Source organism: Grimontia celer, from assembly GCF_900055185.1.
Classification (GTDB): Bacteria; Pseudomonadota; Gammaproteobacteria; order Enterobacterales; family Vibrionaceae; genus Enterovibrio; species Enterovibrio celer.
The window spans coordinates 544101-563256 of record NZ_FIZX01000002.1 but is presented as its reverse complement, the minus strand read 5'-3'; the positions used below and the strand labels follow the sequence as shown (position 1 = coordinate 563256).

Here is a 19156-nt window from a genome sequence, read left to right as displayed (position 1 = left end):
ACTCGCACTAAAAATGGATGAAATCAGACTCATATAAACATGCCCGAATATTATTTATCAGTGCATGGTTCTCGATACTGACATTTACATTTCATTGAGAGTTCACGAACTTTTAACAATCGAATCCCAGAATTCGGTTCCTGTAGATAGCCAAACGCACAGACAACCTGCGTTTGCGGAAATCACACGATTAATTATTAAAACCATCTGGAAAGGAAGTCATCGTGAGCAAACATATTGACCAACGCCAACTGGACAACGAGCCAGAGTTCAACCGTTTTATCGATGCGGCGATGAATCGTCGTAATTTCCTGCGTGCTGCTGGTGCAGCGGGCTCTGTGGCTTTCTTCGCGGCAAGTCCGGTTGCAAAAGCGGTTGCGGGTTCTATGGACAAGAGCAAGCTGATGGGCTTTGAAGCGATTCCCGCTTCTACTGCTGATACTGTTGTTGTTCCAGACGGCTATGTCGCTGAAACTCTGATTTCTTGGGGTGACGCTCTGTTCCCTAACTCTCCAAAGTTCAGCCAGTCGAACGATTCTAAAGCGCAGGAAATGCAGTACGGTGACAACACTGACGGCATGACCTTCTTCCCGCTGTCGAATGATCGCGCCGTACTGGTTGCGAACAACGAATACACTAACAACGAATACCTTTACACCCACCAAGGTAAGAACATCTCTGCCGACGACGTGCGTAAAGGCCAAGCGGCACACGGTGTTTCTATCATCGAGCTGGTGAAGAAAGACGGCAAGTGGGAAGTTAACACTGAAGGCCGTCTGAACCGTAAGATCACGGCTTACACGCCAATGGAAATGACAGGCCCTGCGCGTGGCGATGATCTGCTGAAAACCAAGGCAGACCCAGAAGGTGGTGAGACCATTCTGGGTACTTACAACAACTGTGCAAACGGTCAAACGCCTTGGGGAACTTACCTTGCCTGTGAAGAGAACTTCAACGGTTACTTCGCAGCTTCTGAAGAAGTGGATCTAGGCCCAACCTATAAGCGCTATGGCGTGAAAGACAAAGATTGGGGTTACGACTGGTGGAAACACGACGAGCGTTTCGACGTAGCAAAAACACCTAACGAACCACACCGTTTTGGTTGGGTAGTCGAAATCGACCCAATGGATCCAAACTCTAAGCCGAAGAAACGTTCTGCACTGGGTCGTTTCAAACACGAAAACGCAGCTCTGACTATCAATAAAGACGGTCACGTTGTGGTTTACCTCGGTGATGACGAGCGTGGCGAACACCTCTACAAGTTCGTTTCGAAGAACAAATACAAGCCAGGCACTCACGCTTCAAACCGTGATCTGCTGGAAGAGGGCACGCTTTACGTGGCGAAGTTCGATGGTAAAGAGGGCGAACTGAACGGTAAAGGCGAATGGGTTGAACTGACCTTTGGTAAGAACGGCCTCACACAAGAAAATGGCTTCAAGAGCCAGGCAGAAGTCATGATCTTTGCCCGTGAGGCAGCGACACAAGTTGGTGCGACCACCATGGACCGTCCTGAGTGGGTTGCCGTTCATCCAGACAACAAACATGTGTTCTGCACCCTGACCAACAACAAATACCGCGGTGTTCGCGAGAACCAGCCTTTGAACGTGGTTAACCCTCGCGAGAAAAACCCGTATGGCCACATCATTCGCTGGGAACCACAAGATGGTGACCACACAGCGTCTGATTTCAAGTGGGACATTTTTGTGATGACGGGTAACCCTGAAGTTCAGGAAGGCCTGATGGCAGGTACGCCAAACATCAACAAAGACAACATGTTCAACAGTCCAGACGGCATTGGTTTTGATGGCGCTGGTCGTCTGTGGATTCAGACTGATGGTAAGTACTCAAACGAAGGCAACTTCGCTGGCATGGGTAACAACCAGATGCTGTGTGCAGACACCAAAACTGGCGAAATCCGTCGTTTCCTGACGGGTCCTATCGCGTGTGAAATCACCGGTCTGACATTCTCGCCTGATTACAAAACCATGTTTGTTGGCATTCAGCACCCAGGTGAAGATCTGGCTCCATCACACTTCCCTGACGGCGGTGACTCTGTGCCACGTTCTACCGTTATGCGTATTACCCGCAAAGATGGCGGCGTGATCGGCGCTTAAACAGCATCGAGCAGGCGCAATTCAAAACGGCTCCTTAGGGAGCCGTTTTTCTTTTCTGGTGCATTAATTTATACCAATCACAGTAGGTAGGTGATCAGAAATAGCGTAGGCAAAATGCTCGAGAACAAGGCGAAAAATTTCGATAAGTAGTTATTCTACAATCAAATTTTTCAACGCAGTTATCGAGCATTTTAGCAAGCTAGGATGAGCAGACATTTACTACGATTGGTATTAAATCAATGTACCGCTTGGGGTCAGTGTCATGCGTGTAGAAACGGCATGCAACGCGATAAGGTGCAAAAGCTCTGAAACTGTCGTACTGAGATCCGGCAGGATCGCCACTTCATATTTCTCTGCCGCCTTTGAAATCGCAGTATGCGTGACACAGTTCTGCGTCATCATACCTGCCACCCAAAGTCGCTCAATGCCTTTCTCTGTCAATACCGCTTCCAAGTTGGTTTGTTCAAAGCTGTCGGCAAAGTGCTTCACCACAACCGCTGCGTCCGGTGCTGCCGCCAATACGTCAGCATGAATATCCGCACCTGCTGTTCCTTGGTTAAAGAAAGGCGATAAACCCATTGCTGGATCAGCGATATGCTGGACATGGATGATTTCCACACCCTCTGCCTTCGCTTGTTCCATAAAAGCCACAATGCGATCTTTAGTTTCTTCCGCTTGCCACAGAGGGAACGCGCCGTTTTCGAAATAGTCGTTTTGAAGATCAATCACTAACAGGGCTGTCTTTTCCATTACTGTCTCCTTGTTTGTTGGAGTCATTATGGTGCAGCGATGAAAACTCAAACAGTGACCCATAAGGCCAATAACGATAAGATTGGGTCATTATTGATATACTGGGAATCATCGTAATGATACATGTTGCAGTGTATGCCTTTGAGGGAATGAGTCCTTTCCACCTTTCTGTCCCATGCGTGGTGTTTGCCGATGCAGCCGGAGATTTCTCGGTGACGGTATGCAGTGAGCTTGATACGCCGATACACACTACTGCAGGTTTCAGCATTCACACCGAACATGGTTTAAGCAAAATGGACGATGCCGATATCATCATTATTCCCAGCTGGCATTCACCCTATCTGCCCCCGTCCAACGCTTTAGTTAATGCTCTCAAAGCAGCACACAGCAAAGATGCCTTAGTGGTGGGGTTGTGTCTTGGAAGCTTTGCGCTTGCGGCGGCCGGGCTCCTTGATGGAAAGCGCGCTACCACGCACTGGGCGTACTTTGACGCGTTTAAATCTCTGTTCCCGCACATCGCCATCGATAGTGATGTGCTTTATGTAGAGGAAGGCAATGTTGTCACTTCTGCCGGTACAGCAGCAGGTCTGGATTGCTGCCTTCAGATTGTCAGAAACCTAAAAGGCAGCGCAGCTACCAATGACATTGCCCGTCTATTGGTCGTTCCACCACAACGTCAGGGTGGGCAGTCTCAGTTTATTTCAATGCCTGTGCCGGAACGCGGTGGCGACAAGCGGTTAGCTATGTTGCTTGATGAGGTGCTGAAATCGCTCAAAGAGCCTCACTCCATCGATGCGTTGGCAGAAAAAGCCATGATGAGCCGGCGAACCTTTACACGCAGATTTCAAACCATCACTGGCCGTTCCTTTGGGCACTGGCTACTTTCCGCAAGACTGGCGCATTGTCAGCATCTTTTGGAATCTACCTCATTAGACATCGAAAATGTCGCCTTTGAATCCGGCTTCAATAACGCCATTACTCTTCGCCATCACTTCAAGAAATCCTTCGGCGTAACCCCCTCTTATTGGAGAAAGATGTATCGCGATTAAACATTAGCTGTAAATAAATTAGTGTTTAATTTCACAACATTACGTCCTCAAAATAAGAATCACGTTTCAGTGCAGCGAAGGTGAAACCTATTCATTTATTTATCAAAGTAAATGATATTCGTCGGTGTTAGGGTGCGTTCCTAGACATTTTTACAACTTGCTATCCAGAAGTTTTGACCGCGGTTGTCACATGTCAGCCTGTTTCAGGAATAAAAAACTAAGTGTAAAAATCTAAAGGACATAGGAGCCGGGAAATGAAAAAGACACTGCTATCATCACTCGTACTAGCAGCCAGCACTTTTAGCATGTCAGCTGCATCAGCAGAGTGTGATGGTAACCTCTACACCATGAACGCAGGCCGAGGTGATGTAGGTGTGCTTGTTAACGTTCACGAAGGTCTTGCTCGTAGCATTACTCGCAAAGAGTTCCATATGGAAGCCGCTAACCTCGCTGAGATTAATTCTCGCGCGCTATTCAGTGCTTCTGCGATGGCATACGACGCAGCCAACAACCGCATTTACTATGCAAGCACGCCAACGCCGGATGAGTTCTACATTGATGGTGTTGAAGAGGGTGGGTTTTCAGAAGAAGAAATTACTGATCTGCCTTTTCAGTCCAAAAAATATCAGCCTTATGAGCTAGCTTACTTTGATGTCGATTCACAAACTCACCACTTGGTTGGTACCACACCTTACCAAGTATGGCGAATGACCTTCGACCCAGAGACGGGAACCCTTTACGGCTCTGATATCCGTCGTCTGTTTACCATCGACGCTGCAACTGGTGAGTCAACGCTAATTGGCAATCTGGACTTGAACATCCGTTTAGGTGGCTATGCGAACTGGGGGGATTTGATCTTCAAAGATGACGAACTTCTTTTCGTCACTAACACCCGCGTTTTCTCTGTAAGCACTGAGAATGCATCAGCATCAGTGAAGTTCTTCCACTACATCGACAATATCACAGCAGCAACGCTGGATCAGAATGGAGAGATCTTGGTTGCCGCCCAAAATGGTAATGTCACCGGTTCTCAAAACAGTACCAATCTGTGGGTGCTTGACCCAACCACTAATGATAAGAACTTTGGCAGCCAGTCCCACGCTGGTTTGGTGCCAATGCGTATTGATGCGATGACGCGAGTAACGGCAGAGACAGATACCTGTTACGCGCCAAAGTTCCTGCCAAACTAAGCAGCTTAATTGGAACTAAAAAGCCAACCTCAGGGTTGGCTTTTCTTTTTTAGGTCTCGCCGCGAGGCGTCAAGGGAAGGAAAAAATGAAACACCCACGCCGGCCCTATCAGTAGAAACTGCACATCTTTAAAAAAGGATGGTTTCTTACCCTCAATATGGTGGCCGATAAACTGAAGTATCCAAAGTGCCACAAACATAACGAGTGAAATCATAAAGATATCAGCTTCTGCACTTTGTAATTCCACCAGCACCATGGTGCAAAACGCAGAAAATATCGCCATCACGACAAAGGCTTTGAAAGACAGTGCAAGATAGAAGAACAATACCAACGCTAATACAGCAAAGTAAGGCGCAATTGCCGCTCCAAAAACAGAAAGAGAGGGGATGAGCCAAAGCAGCCCCGCGACTGAGAAAAAAATTCCCGGCACTGCCACTTTGTGAATTTTCTGATTGGTTGGGTTTTGGTGGCTTTCGCCGTACTCCTCAAACCATTCTTCCAAACTTTTCATCACTCACTCCGTTCTTCAGTCTAGGTCTCTTACCATATAAACAAAGTGCTCATCTTCATTCACGTACTTAAAGCCAAAACGTTGATACAACGCAGAAACCCGGTTTCCCTGTAAATAGCTAAGTTTTACTGGCAAGCCTTCACTGTCGGCCTTGTTCAAGCATTCACGCAGGATAGAGGATCCAATGCCTTTTCCCTGGCACTCAGGCCAGACAAAAAAACGACGGAAGTAATAATGATCGTCGTATTTCTGAAGTAAGAAGCTGCCGATGCGTTCGCCATCAAGTTCAATCACCTGAGGTATGGCATCTTCCCACTCTGCTCGGTGAATACGTGTTTGCACATCATCATCCCAACCAAATACCGCTTCGACCAATTTTCCTTCCGCCTGTTTTTTTACTTCAAGCAGAAACTCGTAGTCTTCGATGGTTGCCAAACGGTGTTTTATTGCCTTCATATAGCTGCCAAAATTTCCAAAAACACTGGGGCGACGGACAATACCAGTAAAGTCGCCATAAAGTAATTAAACAATTTACGGCGGGTAGGAGAAGACAATACCTGTTTCAATGCTGAACCGAACAATAACCAAATGCCTACGCTGGGAAATGAAACTAGAAAGAAAGTGACAGCAATAGTCAAATTTTGGCTGTAATAACCAGCACCTAAGGTGGTGAAAGCCGCAATTGCCCCTGTTGCGACCACCCATGCTTTGGCGTTCACCCATTGGAAAAGTGCGCCTTTCAAGAAAGTCAGAGGTTTGGCTTCAGTGCCGGTTTCCGCTATATCGCCAGAGCGGGCAATCAAAACAGCCAGATAGAGAAGATAAACTGTACCCACACACTTAATGATGAAGTGAAGCTCAGGAAACTGTTGGAAGATTTGCCCAAATCCAACGCCTACCAGAAATAGCATCAGCGCGAAACCAAAGCAGATCCCACACATTAACGGCAGGCTTTTCTTCACGCCGAAGTTAGCGCCAGAAGACATCAAAAGAAGATTGTTTGGGCCTGGTGTTGCAGAGGCAGAAATCGCGAAAAGTGTTACGGCAATCAGGTAATCCATATCAGCTGTCATCCCTAAGCGTTGGTGTCTCTATCAAGACAACCCGAAGTCAAAACATTCTGAGAGTTCGGGTATAAACAACCTTGCGTCTCGCTAAGGGATTTTCAAGTGCTACAGACTGTGAAGAATCATTTTTGGTCGCTTTCTTTGAGAAATAGATAAAAAGGCAACCCAAACGCCACGCCGATCGTCAATGTACCTGCAATCGCCCAACCGCGAAGCCTTACGTTATTATCCTTGCCATCAACCACGATGAAAACGACAAGCGCCACGCCCGCGATGATGACATCTAGCCAAGCCATCATGCTGATGGGGTTTGCCATCGCATCAGCAAGAAGCTGAGAAACATTTAGGCCATTCTCCACCAACCAAACACCAAAAGCAGCATAGGGAAACAGTGCGCCAAGAACGGCAAGAATGAAGTAGATGATCGCCAAGTTTATTCTCCTTTTCTGCTAAGTCCGTAGATCGCATGGTCCACCACACGACCGTTAAGATTTTCGTTACGGGTGATTATTCCTTCAAGCACAAAGCCAAGGCGTTCAGCCAGCTTTCGGCTTGGCATGTTTTCCGTTGCCGCCGCTATTTGGACTTTTTCCATCACCAACTCTTGGAAAGCGATATCTATCAATGCCTGAACACAGCTCGAAGCAATGCCTTTACCTTGAAAAGATTGACTCAACCAATAACCGATCTCGACTTTCTTGAGCTCATGGTTAATGGAGTTGAAACTGACATTGCCCACAACCTCACCACCATAGACCATGGCGCAGGTCAGAGATTTACCGTCCGCGTAGTCATGAAGAGAACGTTCTACGAAGCTTTCAAAGAATGCCTCTCCATTGGCATGAGGAGGCCAGGCCAACCATTGCGACAAGTACTCTCGCTCTCGGCACACGATTTCATAGAAGTTTTTAGCAAAAGAGGGCTGAACTAACGCTATAGAGAGGTCATCAGTGATTTGACGCGTAAACATAGGTATTTGCCTCTTCTTAGGGTCTGTTGACCTTCTTTGCAACACAGATCAGCGAATTCGAGTTCTCTGACCATTCAGATCTTCGCCAGTCAGCATATCGCTTGTCGATAGTAAAACCTGCCTCGGCGAGACATCGTTCAATGGTTTCTTTTGAACGATACTTAAGGTCAATGCCCGCTTCTTTGACGCTACCATCGGCATAGATGCGCCTGGATAGTGAATACAATACTTTGTTTTCACTATCATATCTTTCCGCACGCCTAAAACATTGGACTTGTTCACCTTTCGCGTCAAAGTAGCTTGGGTAGTTTTTAAAGTCATCGTCCAACGCTAAATTGCTAGGTGTTGGCAGGCGGGTATCAAAGATAAATACCCCTTCATGATTTAAGTGTGCTGCGACGTTCGGCAGTAATCTTGCGAAGTCCTTATCGTTTGCAAAGGCTTGAAAGGCATTCCCCGTCATAATCGCGATATCAAAACGTGACTGCAGTGAAAAAGTGACTGCGTTTTGTTCTAAAAAGCTGATTGAGGAAATCTGAAAGGCTTTCTTTTTTGCCCACTCCAGCATTGTTGGAGCAAGGTCAACACCTACCGTGCGTTCGAGTTTTTCAGACAAAGGAATGGTAACAATACCCGTTCCACAGCAGACATCGAGTAAGCTCTTTGCCTGAACCTCATCTATCACATTTTCAATTAGGGCAATGTCATCTTCATAGAGATGAGCATACTGACGATCGTAGTCTTCTCCAGACCAGAACTCGGAGAGGTCTTACACACTACTTCCTTGTTTTAATTAAAGTTAGCTACAAGATTAACAGTCAATCGTAATCCGCAATCAAATCCTTTGATGAGTTTAGAGATAGTTCGAAACCTCAATGAGATTTCCATCTGGATCACGGAAGTACACAGATTCAATCATCCCGATGGCACCTGTCCTTTTTACTGGCCCTTCTAGCAGTCTCACATTTGCGCTATGAAGACGGCTGATGACAGCTTCCAACGGTGTCTCTGCGATAAAGCAGAGGTCGGCGCTCCCAGTTTGGACATGCTGAGCGTGGGGGTTGAATTCATGACCCCGCTGATGAAGATTGATTTTCTGGTTACCAAACCGCAAAGCAACACGCCCTTCTCCAAACACCTCATGTTCCATTCCTAACACTCGGGAATAGAAATCTACCGTCACTTCAATTGATGCCACTGTCAGGACCAAGTGATCCAGATGACTGATTTTCAAATGCGGCTCCCCCATCTCTTTGTTATGAAAACAAATGAATTCCCTAAGCTAACTGAAAATTAAAAATCTTTCAGTAATCTTAATTTCAGAACAAAAGCAATCAAATGCATATAAGTAAATAAAGCACTATAACAATCGATTAGAAAAGAATTAATTTGTTATTAGATTAATTAAAAAGTTAACCAAACAAGCCTTAATCGCAAGTGAAATATTTCATTTTATATTAGTCACTTAATGATTCATGCAAAAGTCAAAGTGACTGCATTTTCGCTTTTACCAATCATAGCCATCGAAATATTCCCTTTTATCGATTGTGGTTTTCATTCCTATAATCCAAACATGACGAATTATTAGGCAATCCGTTAGGGAAAATAACAATCTGCTCTGTTGAGGAGTAAAACAAACATCGCTAACACAGCATGTTAGCTAATCATCATCTTGCATGCACAGCCTAAACCGCTGCGGTTACTCTGTGCTTATAAATTAATACAAACCCAATTCAACATTAGAAATAAGAAAAATTGTTAATTAGGGAATGCTTTTCAAAGCGATCGACAAAAAGAAAATTAATCTTATTCGAAAAATCCAATCAATTCGAATTTTCTGACGAAGATTGGAAATGGAAAATCCAATTAACTTTTCGAAGTTAATAAACAACTCAAGAAAAGAAAAAGCAGTTGGCACGACCAAAAGGAGGCAATTATGTTTAAACGTACGCTACTCTCCATCGCCCTAACCGGAGCGCTAATTTCAGCGCCAGCTATGGCTCAGGGGGAACCAAAATCCAACCAATTCTGGTGGCCTGATCAACTCAACCTTGCACCACTCCGCGACCATGGTCAGGAATCCAATCCCTTCGGCGAAAGCTTTGACTACGCATCTGCATTTGAACAACTCGACCTCAATCAAGTGAAGAAAGATATCTCCGATGTGCTCACCACTTCCCAACCTTGGTGGCCAGCGGACTATGGGCACTACGGGCCATTCTTTATCCGCATGGCATGGCATGCAGCAGGGACTTATCGTGTGCATGACGGACGTGGTGGTGCTGGCGGCGGCCAACAGCGTTTTGACCCACTAAACAGCTGGCCGGACAACGGTAACCTCGACAAAGCTCGCCGCCTACTCTGGCCTGTAAAACAGAAATATGGCGCGGCGCTTTCCTGGGCTGACCTCATGGCACTGACAGGTAACGTGGCTCTCGAATCTATGGGTTTCAAAACATTTGGATTCGCCGGTGGACGTGAAGACGATTGGGAACCGGATTTGGTTTACTGGGGTCCGGAAGAAGAAATGCTCGCTGATGAGCGTCGTGATGAAAACGGCAAGCTGAAAGAAGGTTTGGCAGCCGTTCAAATGGGTCTGATTTACGTTAACCCCGAAGGCCCGGGCGGTAACCCGGATCCACTTGCTGCCGCCAAAGACATTCGTCACTCATTTGGCCGCATGGCGATGAACGATGAAGAAATCGTTGCTCTGATCGCAGGTGGCCACACCTTCGGTAAAGCGCACGGCGCGCACAAACCGGAAGAGTGTCTGGGCGATGCACCCGCTGCCGCGCCTGTCGAAGACCAAGGCTTTGGTTGGAAAAACAAGTGTGGCGATGGTAACGGCAAAGACACTATTACCAGCGGACTGGAAGGCGCATGGACAGTTACCCCAACACAATGGACCACCAACTTCCTGGATAACCTGTTTACCTTCAACTGGGTGCTAACAGAAAGTCCAGCAGGCGCGAAGCAATGGGTTCCTGACAGCGAAAGCGCAAAACTTCTGGTGCCTGATGCACACGATCCAACCAAACGCCATGCGCCAATTATGTTCACCACTGACTTGGCACTTAAAGAAGACCCTCAATTCCGTGCGATTGCCGAGCGTTTCCGCCAAAATCCGGAGGACTTTGAGCTGGCCTTCGCGAAAGCCTGGTTTAAGCTGAACCACCGTGACCTTGGCCCTCGCGCCCGCTATATCGGCGCTGAAATCCCCGAGGAAATTCTGGTATGGCAGGACCCGGTACCAGAGGTTGACCACCCTCTGATCAACGACATGCAGGCGCAGAAAATCAAAGCGGCAATTCTGGAAACAGATCTGACAGTACCTGAGCTGGTGAGAACCGCATGGGCATCGGCCGCCAGCTACCGCGGCACCGACATGCGAGGTGGTGCTAACGGCGCACGTGTTGCTTTGCAACCTCAAGTTGACTGGGCTGTGAACAATCCGAAGGAACTGAAAAAAGTACTGAAGGAACTCACCAAGGTTCAAAAGGCTTTCAACAAAGACGCTGGCGATACCCAGGTTTCTCTGGCTGACGTGATTGTGCTTGGTGGTGATGCAGCGATTGAAAAAGCAGCCAAAGCGGGAGGTGTAGATATTACTGTGCCATTTAACCCTGGCCGCACCGATGCCACTCAAGCCATGACAGACGTTGAATCGTTTGCCGTTCTTGAGCCGACGGCTGACGGTTTCCGTAACTACTACGACGCCTCAAGCAACTACCGTTCTCCCGCAGAAATGCTGGTGGAACGTGCGGATCTTCTCACCCTGACAGTACCAGAAATGACGGCACTCATCGGTGGTATGCGCGCCATGAACGCAAACAGTGATGGTTCAACTAACGGCGTATTTACCGACAAGCCGGGCACGTTAAACAATGCATTCTTTGTGAACCTGCTGGATATGTCTAACGCATGGGCACCTTCAGAGAAGGAAGAAGGTATTTATGTCGGTTACGACCGAGCGAGTGGTGACCAAAAATGGACCGCTACGCCGGTCGATCTCATCTTCGGATCTAACGCGGAACTGCGCTCAATTGCCGAGGTTTATGCCTCGAATGACGCTCAGCAAAAATTTATTGATGACTTTGTTCAAGCATGGACAAAAGTGATGAATAACGACCGTTTTGATCTCAACTAATCCATTAACGCACAAGCGTTTTGCGCCGTCATTGACGGCGCTTTTTTTGTACAAATGGCTGGCCACTTGAACTTCAACAATAAATCAGGCCGCTAAAAGACAATAAAGTTGTTGGAGAACACACCTAAATCACGCCTCACAACCTCAAATATTGTCACTACAGAACCCACTGGCAGCGATTGAAATGCACCAGCCTAACCAACCCAGACCGATCAAAGAAAGTAAGTCATTACACACATTATATGTCCTGATACTTGGACAATAATTCATTGACGATTCGCGTAGAGTCAGTGAATAAATTCACGGAAATGAGTGCAGAAAAATGTGTAATTTACGCCAACGCTATCCACGGACATGGAGCTTCGTCACCTTTCCATTCCGTATCACCGCAGATGCCTTCAACCGCCTGTTGCAGTTCCTTTATAACTGGCTGATCAGCCTTCTCGAAACAGGCGAACTGACGATTGACCTAGAATCCGTCGGTCTCACTCCCCAAGCTGCCAAAGCCCGTTGGCAAAGAGACCGCGAAGGCGTTATCGCCATGGCACAACGAAATCAGGTCAAGCTTGAGCAAGCGTTGAGGCTACGTGATTTGAACGGCGATCCTGTGCCGCCATCAGATGAACGCTACGATTTTCATGTCGTCATGGGAAAAGGCTATTTCCCCATTGTCGGAAACTTGTTAGTCCCCACGGGCTCCGGAACTTTCAGAGGGCAAGGTAGCTATGTAAGAAGGAAAGCCCTCTCTGGCGCTTTACGTGATGTTACCACTCACCCAACCGCACTGTGTCCGATTGGTGGTTCAAATAATGACGGTATTTATACTCAGTGCGGCTCTACCCGATTGTTTGATTTTGCCGTCAGCGGCTGTCTGAAAGATCCAGGCGATGGAGGCAACGGCATCGTCATCGGTCATACCCCGCCTCAGCCGAGTGTTGCAGCAAGTTCTCAGCCCAACTCCCCGAAATACTGGGCAGGCCAGCCAAACCGCCTACCGCAAAAGCGATTCAACATCCCTTTGGTTTGGTCTGATCTCACCAGCTTTGAGCTCAATAATGGCGAAGGTGATACGGAAATCATCGTCCCCGCTCGCGGTACCTACAGCGATTCCAAAGAAGTATTGCTTGATGACACCATCGATGTGCCACTCGTCCGTTGGGTCAGAGCCTTTGATGCCAAGGGAAAAGAAGTCGCCCGTATCGCCAACATCGGCAAGAAACTGGATGGTAAATCCGTTGGTATCAAAGCGTCCGACAAACAAACCACCAGCAAGCCCAAAACACAGGGGGAAACACGGGTCTACCACAAACCCATCAAACGTTTGGATACAACTACAACCGTTGTGGTGCCGGGTGGCTTACCCTCGTCTACAAAAACGGTCGAAGTCTCCTTCTATAATATGGAAGCCTATTACACTCTGCTTTCACAAATGACCCCTTATCTTCCAGGCAACTACTCCACCACTGCGCGCGCGTCCTACAACGAGTTCATGAACATCGTTGTTGACGCCATGCCATGGAACGGGTTTGTCGGCATTGATGGTGCTTACAACACCCACATCAATTTGATGGCTCGAGAAAATGGACTGGATGGCTGGTATTTCCCAGGCGGCTACGAAGACTACATGCACAACAGCTTTATTGGCTGTGCGGCAGTTAATAATGATGGTTGGGGCATTTATATGTCTGACCCAACCCTGGGCAGTCGAAATACGGCTGATGAAAACCGTTGGCCAACCCCTGACGGTCAGCTGGAAGTACACCGTAAATGGACCTACATTGCATCGTCGAACGATCTCGGAAACTTTGACTGCTACGGCAACAAAGGTGGTGCGATTTATATGGGCGCCTGCTCTAACTCCATGCAGACTGGCAGTGTCGAGCACCATTTTGACAGCAACAACTACGACCCTTTTAACACCACTCAATATGGCGACCGCGCCGATCGGAACCCACTGCGTTGGACCAGTCTGATCGTATTCACCGCAGATTCGCGCCAGAATGAAATGGTGATCACCAGTACCCCCACAGATTCCCGTCGCGTCACCTATTGTAAAGCGCGTTTGTTCTGGGAAACCCCAAGATCAAGCTACCCGGACAGCAATATTTACAGCGGTCTTAGCGGTAACCATTACACACATCCAAGACCGGATGATCTTGGTTCTCTGGTCAACGTGCGCCCGCCATCCATTGCTCACCTTCATATTACCCCGTACGATGAAAACGAGCGTGCAGCTGGAGATTTACAGGCTGAGAAAGGTGGCGCGGTAGAGTTGCAGGGGCTTTTCGCCGGAACCCGGAAGGTGCTCTTCAGACCTTGGATTTATGACATTTCACCACCGAAAAACCACCTCCCTCATGGTTGGAAAGTGGTGTTTTCTGCCAAAGACAAAAAACTCCCCGGCGCGGGGAAAGATGTCGCCCTTTCGGCAGACTCGATTGGTATTGCAGGCCAACATAAGCTCGACACCTTGTACTTCGGCACTCATGTACAGAACTTCAAAGGCGTTTCTATCGAACCTGGCAAAGTATTTACCATCTCCACGGATATATCGTTTCTGAGTGAAGATTTCGACGAGATAGATATGAACTTGCTGTCGGTTTCTGCCAACTATCTGGTCGATGAGATCAAGAAGACAGCAGGAACCCCAGCACCTAAGTTGCCAACGTCACTGCTTGTTATGCCAGCAAGAATTCGTTTGTGGAAGAATGCAGCGGGGGATAAAAAATTCTACGTTGAAATCCCTCTACTGAATACGGACAGTGACGCCGTCGACTTCCCTGATACCACAGACCGCAAACACTATTTTAAAATTAAGGTGGAAACCGCCACAGAGGACGATTCTCTGTAGAAGAGGCAATTCAGACCCAAAAAAGAAAGGGAGAGCCAAGCTCCCCTTTCTTTATCGAGATTTCCTCTAAGCCCACTTCACAGACTCAGGCAGTGTTTGTTCCAGAGCAAATAGATGTCGAATCAATTGGGCTTCATGGGTTGCTTCGTGTTCCAGCAGGTAAACCAATAATTCGTTTCGCTCTGGCGTCCATTCATTTATGTCTTTGATCGCCGCTTCAAACGCTGCTTCGGAAGATCTGAGTTTCTCTATCACATCGCCACGATGTTCTGTAGATGCCAGTGAACATTCAAAGCCTGCCCACTCGCCTTTCAGCAACGATTTTGTATAGCTCTCCCGTGCACCGACAATACACCACATATGTTCACCAACAGACTTGTTCTTCGGTACATTCAAATGGGTGGTAAACAGCTCTGGGTTTAAGGTATCAACAATCTCATTCAATGATTGAAAACGTTCGCGCAGGTTCTTTAAAACAACGTCTCTCATGGTCTTCCTTGGGCTTTGAAACGAAAATCTGCACGAACCTTACCACATCGAAATACTGTATATTTAGACAGTCATCTCAAATCAAACTTTAGACCATGAAATAGAGTAATTACCATATTTCATATAATTACGTCTTCATCAAACGCTTTACCCCAAACTTTTAATTCAAAGCTCCGCAGCTCAGGTACGTAATAAGGGTCTTGTTCGATAATCGCCTTTGCGCGAGCCAGGCTTTCCACTTCCATAACCCAAAGACCACCCACATACGCGCCCCCGTCTTCATCTCTTAGCCCGCCGCCAACCAGAATCTCTGATTGGTTAGCACGCAAAAAATCGAAGTGTGCCTGACCGTGCTGTTTACGGTGTTCGAGCATTTCTGGGGTATCAGTAAAAATCGCAACCACTCTCATCGTTCTTCTCCTTGCTGGGCATCCAGCCCGTAATCTCTCACCACGTTTGCAACGCGAATTCTATAGTTTTTAAACAAGCTCTCTTTTCCTTTTTGCTGCGCCAGTTGATGACGAAGGTTATTCCGCCAATGAGCGATCGCCTCTTCACTTTCCCAGAAAGACAGCGACAACATACGCTCCTCATTAGTCAGACTCTGAAAGCGCTTGACCGAGATAAACCCTTCCACCTCCATCAGTTCCTCACGAAGTACGGCAGCTATATCAAGATACGTGCTTTTGTGCTCCGCATGGGGCTCCAGTTCAAAGATAACGGCGATCATTTTGCTACCCTCGCTTCTTGCTTGTAGGTCGCATCCACCACACTTAGGAATGAGCGTTTTTCAGCTGCAATAAACTGTTCTTTGTTGGCGAAAAGAAAATTCCGCTTTCCAGCCTCATCCGATTTAAGCCGCTCGCGGTAGGATTCATACGACGCTAAATCCGGAAACGAAATCAGCCCGTAAGCCACATCATTGGTTCCTTCATGGGGCATGAAATACCCAAGCAAGTCCCCTCCACAGTCAGGAATAATCTTTCCCCAGTTCCGGGCATATTTTTCAAACTGACTTTGTTTGAACGGGTCGATACGGTATTCAATAAAACAGGTGATCATAGCGCCACTTCCTTATCCATATTGAGCGTTGGAAAACAGCTTAAGCGTTGAAATCACCCTATGCTTCGAGCGTCGTCGAAGTATTCTCTAGGGGCTGTTGACCTTTGGTGATGATTTTTGCAGCAGTTTGTGGGGATTTTATGCAAGGCAGAGGCTTCGATGTGTAGCTGGCCTACATGAGAAGCCGATAACGCTGGAGAAAATCCCCACAAACGCTGCCCGAAGGGTTCTGCTCTAAGCGTTTTATGCTTTGTTGAGGTGTATTTGCTTAGAATGACTAGGCGGCACACACCTCGCCGCGCCTAAAACGCTTATAGCGAGAACAAAATTCAACCACCAAAGGTCAACAGCCCCTAGCCACGACTGCTAACCTTATCGCAGTCACATCATCGAGTTTTTAAAATGGAACCGGACATCACTCAAACCGCCGCGCTTGTTGCCGACAGCGCCCGTTCAAAAATGCTCATTGCACTGCTTGGCGGTAAAGCGTTAACCGCAACTGAACTGGCGTTGGAAGCTCACATTTCTGCGCAAACCGCCAGCAGCCACTTATCAAAGTTGGTCGAGGGAGGTTTGCTGGTAGTGCGAAAACAAGGTCGCCATCGATATTTCCAACTTGCCGGTTATGAAATCGCAGAACTGCTCGAACAATTGATGAACGTAACCGCTTCTATCAACCCTATTCACACTGGCCCTAGCGATAAATCACTTCGTCATTCGCGTGTATGTTATGACCACTTGGCCGGTGAAGTTGCCGTTCAACTCTATGATTCACTGGTGGCGCAAGGTTTGATTGAAGATGCATTAATTGAGGCGAAGCTGACGGAAAAAGGGAAAGCCTTTTTTATTAGCTTGGGTGCTGATATTGAGGCGTTTGAAAGACAAAAGCGCCCTGTTTGTAAAGCCTGTTTGGATTGGAGTGAAAGGCGAACGCACTTAGCGGGTAGCCTTGGAAAGTGGATATTGGAATACTTACTTAGTCAGGGTTGGGCGCAACAAATACCGGACTCGAGAGTTATCGAATTTACGCCTAAAGGTATCACCCGTTTCAGACAAACTTTTATTGCATAACGTACTGATTCAAAGTCGCATTAGTGACTCAACTAGCCTATAGAGCTGGAGTGAATCCGTTAGCTACACTTAGCTCAACACAATAACAACGAGCTAAGGACAAGGACGTTATGAGCATACCCATTCCCCACCGCCCAAGTGGAGTTCTACTTGGTGACCCAGCCGCATCCGTCACCATCGATGTTTTCGTCGACATTCAATGCCCGCATTCACGCGCTATCTGGCCGAACCTGATAGCGGTAATGGAGCATTACAAAGGGCAGTCCGTAAGCCTGAAAACTCACCTCATTACGCTAAGTAACCACCGTCAGGCGTGGGACATGAGTTTGGGGTTATTTGCTTTGGCCGAGAGTGATTCACAGAAGTTTTATCGCTTCGCCACCTTCTTGTATGAGCGGCAGGATACGTTCTACAACGGCCAGTTTCTCCATAAGACCCATGAAGACTTGAGAAACTTGGTTGCTGATTATGCCGTGGAACATGGCAAAGTTGACCGTGAAGCTTTCATCGAGCGAATGGACAGCAGCGATGTCTATGTGCAGGGCAGAACGCCGATTCGCTATGCGGCGACACGGTCCGTTTGGGCTACACCCACGGTGTTTATTAACAATGCGGGCTTGGTTCCGGTCGACCACCATTCCAGCTTGGAAGACTGGCAGGCGGCGATTGATCCTTTGTTGAAATAGACAAACTGCATTAAAAGAAAAAATCAGCCCCAAGAGGCTGATTTTTGTATTCCCTTACAAGCCGTTAGGAGAGGTCTGCTTTATCCGCTGCAGCAATCTGTTGTTGCGCTTTTTCGGATTCTGATTTGAGCAAATCAAACCACTTCTTACCGTCTTTCACGTTCTCCTGGAACCAGATATAAACCGGCGCTGCGGATTCCTGGAACTTGGCTTTTTCTTCAGGAGTTGGCACGTAGAGCTTACCGCCTGATTTCTTGAAGGCATCGTAAGCGGCAATCGATTTACGCTTTGGAGAAGCGAACGTTGCCTGTTGCAGTGCACGGAAGCCATCGACAATCACTTTGCGTAGCTCTGGTGGCATATCAAGGAAGGCTTCGTTGTTCATATACCAAAGCGCTGACATGTAGGCATGGCCGTCCAAGGTGACGTATTTCAAACCTGCTTCTGGGAACTTCATGCCCATGATGTCGGTAATGCCGTTTTTCGAACCTTCAACCACTCCCGTTTGGAATGAGGTATAAAGCTCAGGCCAAGGGATTGGCGTTGGGCTTGCCCCCAGTGCTTTCACCAATTCTTGCGGCAAATCTGCAACCACGGTGCGGATTTTCAGGCCTTCCAAATCACTTGGCTGTTTTACTGTACGCTTGGTGTTAGCAAAGTTACGCCAGCCGCCAGTATTACCGATCGCCATCAGGCGCAGTTTGTCGTCTGTGTCCGCAAGAATGGATTTACGCAGTTCACGCACAAAATCACCCTGTAGAACGGCTTCTGCGGTTCGGTCATCAGGCAGCACATACGGAAGGTCAAGAACCTGAATGTACGGGAACATGTTTGCCGCACCGCCAGAGGTAGATATGTAGATATCGACTGAACCGTCTTCTACCGCCTGAATACACTCGGTACCGTTACCACAAAGTTGGGTACCGATATACAGGTCAACTTTGATTTTGCCGTTCGAGTGCGCCTCAACAAAGTCTTTAAAGACGATCAGGCCATCATAGTCTTCGTCATTTTCATTAGAGTTAGCCACTGCGCGAAGGTTGAAGTCCGCCGCCATGGCTGGTACTGACAATGCTGTGGTAGTCATCAAACCAGCCAGCAACGCCAATGCACTTCCCTTCAATGCTGTACGCATTTTATTTACCGTTATTTTCATACTTCACCTTTTCACTTCCGTGATTGCCAGCCCAAAGGCCGTT

At 47.6% G+C, this 19156-nt stretch carries 19 protein-coding genes and 1 pseudogene; 7 read left to right on the top strand and 13 right to left on the bottom strand.

Annotated elements, in window-relative coordinates:
- Positions 1-293: 293 nt before the first annotated feature.
- Positions 294-2114, top strand: coding sequence for a PhoX family protein (locus tag GCE9029_RS12710; protein ID WP_197475390.1), 1821 nt, complete (start codon positions 294-296; stop codon positions 2112-2114).
- 231 nt (positions 2115-2345) lie between these two features.
- On the opposite strand, the gene GCE9029_RS12705 is transcribed toward GCE9029_RS12710, so the two are convergent.
- Positions 2346-2864 carry an isochorismatase family protein gene (locus tag GCE9029_RS12705; RefSeq protein WP_062663618.1) on the bottom strand — a complete coding sequence of 173 codons (519 nt, stop codon included), beginning with the start codon at positions 2862-2864 and terminating at the stop codon, positions 2346-2348.
- Between the two features lie 116 nt (positions 2865-2980).
- Between GCE9029_RS12705 and GCE9029_RS12700 the strand changes: the two genes are divergently transcribed.
- Both GCE9029_RS12700 and GCE9029_RS12695 read left to right on the top strand, forming a co-directional pair.
- A complete protein-coding gene (locus tag GCE9029_RS12700) occupies positions 2981-3913 on the top strand; it encodes a GlxA family transcriptional regulator (protein WP_062663617.1) in 933 nt (310 codons plus the stop codon).
- Between the two features lie 254 nt (positions 3914-4167).
- Positions 4168-5103: a hypothetical protein gene (locus tag GCE9029_RS12695; protein ID WP_062663616.1), complete on the top strand. Its 936-nt coding sequence runs from the start codon at positions 4168-4170 to the stop codon at positions 5101-5103.
- A 49-nt stretch (positions 5104-5152) separates the two neighbouring features.
- Here the strand turns inward: GCE9029_RS12695 and GCE9029_RS12690 are convergent, their stop codons facing one another.
- The 7 genes and pseudogenes from GCE9029_RS12690 to GCE9029_RS12660 all read right to left on the bottom strand — a co-directional run bounded on the left by GCE9029_RS12690 (position 5153) and on the right by GCE9029_RS12660 (position 8885).
- Positions 5153-5614 carry an Mpo1 family 2-hydroxy fatty acid dioxygenase gene (locus tag GCE9029_RS12690; protein ID WP_062663615.1) on the bottom strand — a complete coding sequence of 154 codons (462 nt, stop codon included), beginning with the start codon at positions 5612-5614 and terminating at the stop codon, positions 5153-5155.
- Between the two features lie 15 nt (positions 5615-5629).
- Complete coding sequence (locus tag GCE9029_RS12685) at positions 5630-6070, bottom strand: GNAT family N-acetyltransferase (protein ID WP_062663614.1); 441 nt, start codon at positions 6068-6070, stop codon at positions 5630-5632.
- The gene (locus GCE9029_RS12680; RefSeq protein ID WP_062665647.1) at positions 6067-6675 is read right to left on the bottom strand and encodes a LysE family translocator; all 609 of its coding nucleotides are present in this window, start codon (positions 6673-6675) and stop codon (positions 6067-6069) included. The genes GCE9029_RS12685 and GCE9029_RS12680 overlap by 4 nt, the downstream gene beginning before the upstream one ends.
- Positions 6676-6803: 128 nt before the next feature.
- A complete protein-coding gene (locus GCE9029_RS12675; protein WP_062663613.1) occupies positions 6804-7112 on the bottom strand; it encodes a DUF2834 domain-containing protein in 309 nt (102 codons plus the stop codon).
- A gap of 2 nt (positions 7113-7114) precedes the next feature.
- The gene (locus tag GCE9029_RS12670) at positions 7115-7651 is read right to left on the bottom strand and encodes a GNAT family N-acetyltransferase (RefSeq protein WP_062663612.1); all 537 of its coding nucleotides are present in this window, start codon (positions 7649-7651) and stop codon (positions 7115-7117) included.
- 16 nt (positions 7652-7667) lie between these two features.
- A pseudogene (locus GCE9029_RS12665) lies at positions 7668-8378 on the bottom strand (class I SAM-dependent DNA methyltransferase); the annotation flags it as partial.
- Positions 8379-8504: 126 nt separating this feature from the next.
- Positions 8505-8885: a VOC family protein gene (locus tag GCE9029_RS12660; protein ID WP_062665645.1), complete on the bottom strand. Its 381-nt coding sequence runs from the start codon at positions 8883-8885 to the stop codon at positions 8505-8507.
- A gap of 702 nt (positions 8886-9587) precedes the next feature.
- Between GCE9029_RS12660 and katG the strand changes: the two genes are divergently transcribed.
- Positions 9588-11798, top strand: coding sequence for a catalase/peroxidase HPI (gene katG, locus GCE9029_RS12655; RefSeq protein ID WP_062663610.1), 2211 nt, complete (start codon positions 9588-9590; stop codon positions 11796-11798).
- 322 nt (positions 11799-12120) lie between these two features.
- Positions 12121-14649, top strand: a complete 2529-nt coding sequence (locus tag GCE9029_RS12650; RefSeq protein WP_062663609.1) for a hypothetical protein — start codon at positions 12121-12123, stop codon at positions 14647-14649.
- Between the two features lie 66 nt (positions 14650-14715).
- Here GCE9029_RS12650 and GCE9029_RS12645 read toward each other — a convergent pair whose 3' ends face one another.
- The 4 genes from GCE9029_RS12645 to GCE9029_RS12630 form a co-directional block, all read right to left on the bottom strand.
- The gene (locus tag GCE9029_RS12645) at positions 14716-15138 is read right to left on the bottom strand and encodes a hypothetical protein (RefSeq protein WP_062663608.1); all 423 of its coding nucleotides are present in this window, start codon (positions 15136-15138) and stop codon (positions 14716-14718) included.
- Between the two features lie 119 nt (positions 15139-15257).
- Entirely contained in the window at positions 15258-15548 is a 291-nt protein-coding gene (locus tag GCE9029_RS12640; RefSeq protein WP_062663607.1) for a YciI family protein, read from the bottom strand.
- Positions 15545-15868, bottom strand: a complete 324-nt coding sequence (locus GCE9029_RS12635; RefSeq protein WP_062663606.1) for an antibiotic biosynthesis monooxygenase family protein — start codon at positions 15866-15868, stop codon at positions 15545-15547. The genes GCE9029_RS12640 and GCE9029_RS12635 overlap by 4 nt, the downstream gene beginning before the upstream one ends.
- A complete protein-coding gene (locus GCE9029_RS12630; RefSeq protein WP_062663605.1) occupies positions 15865-16200 on the bottom strand; it encodes an NIPSNAP family protein in 336 nt (111 codons plus the stop codon). The genes GCE9029_RS12635 and GCE9029_RS12630 overlap by 4 nt, the downstream gene beginning before the upstream one ends.
- 402 nt (positions 16201-16602) lie before the next feature.
- Here GCE9029_RS12630 and GCE9029_RS12625 point away from each other — a divergent pair, with 402 nt between their 5' ends.
- Together GCE9029_RS12625 and GCE9029_RS12620 are read left to right on the top strand one after the other, a co-directional pair.
- On the top strand, positions 16603-17271 hold the full coding sequence (locus GCE9029_RS12625; RefSeq protein WP_062663604.1) for an ArsR/SmtB family transcription factor: 669 nt from the start codon (positions 16603-16605) through the stop codon (positions 17269-17271).
- Positions 17272-17381: 110 nt separating this feature from the next.
- A complete protein-coding gene (locus GCE9029_RS12620) occupies positions 17382-17957 on the top strand; it encodes a DsbA family protein (RefSeq protein ID WP_062663603.1) in 576 nt (191 codons plus the stop codon).
- A gap of 64 nt (positions 17958-18021) precedes the next feature.
- Here the strand turns inward: GCE9029_RS12620 and GCE9029_RS12615 are convergent, their stop codons facing one another.
- Entirely contained in the window at positions 18022-19113 is a 1092-nt protein-coding gene (locus GCE9029_RS12615) for a TRAP transporter substrate-binding protein (RefSeq protein WP_062663602.1), read from the bottom strand.
- Positions 19114-19156: the final 43 nt, after the last annotated feature.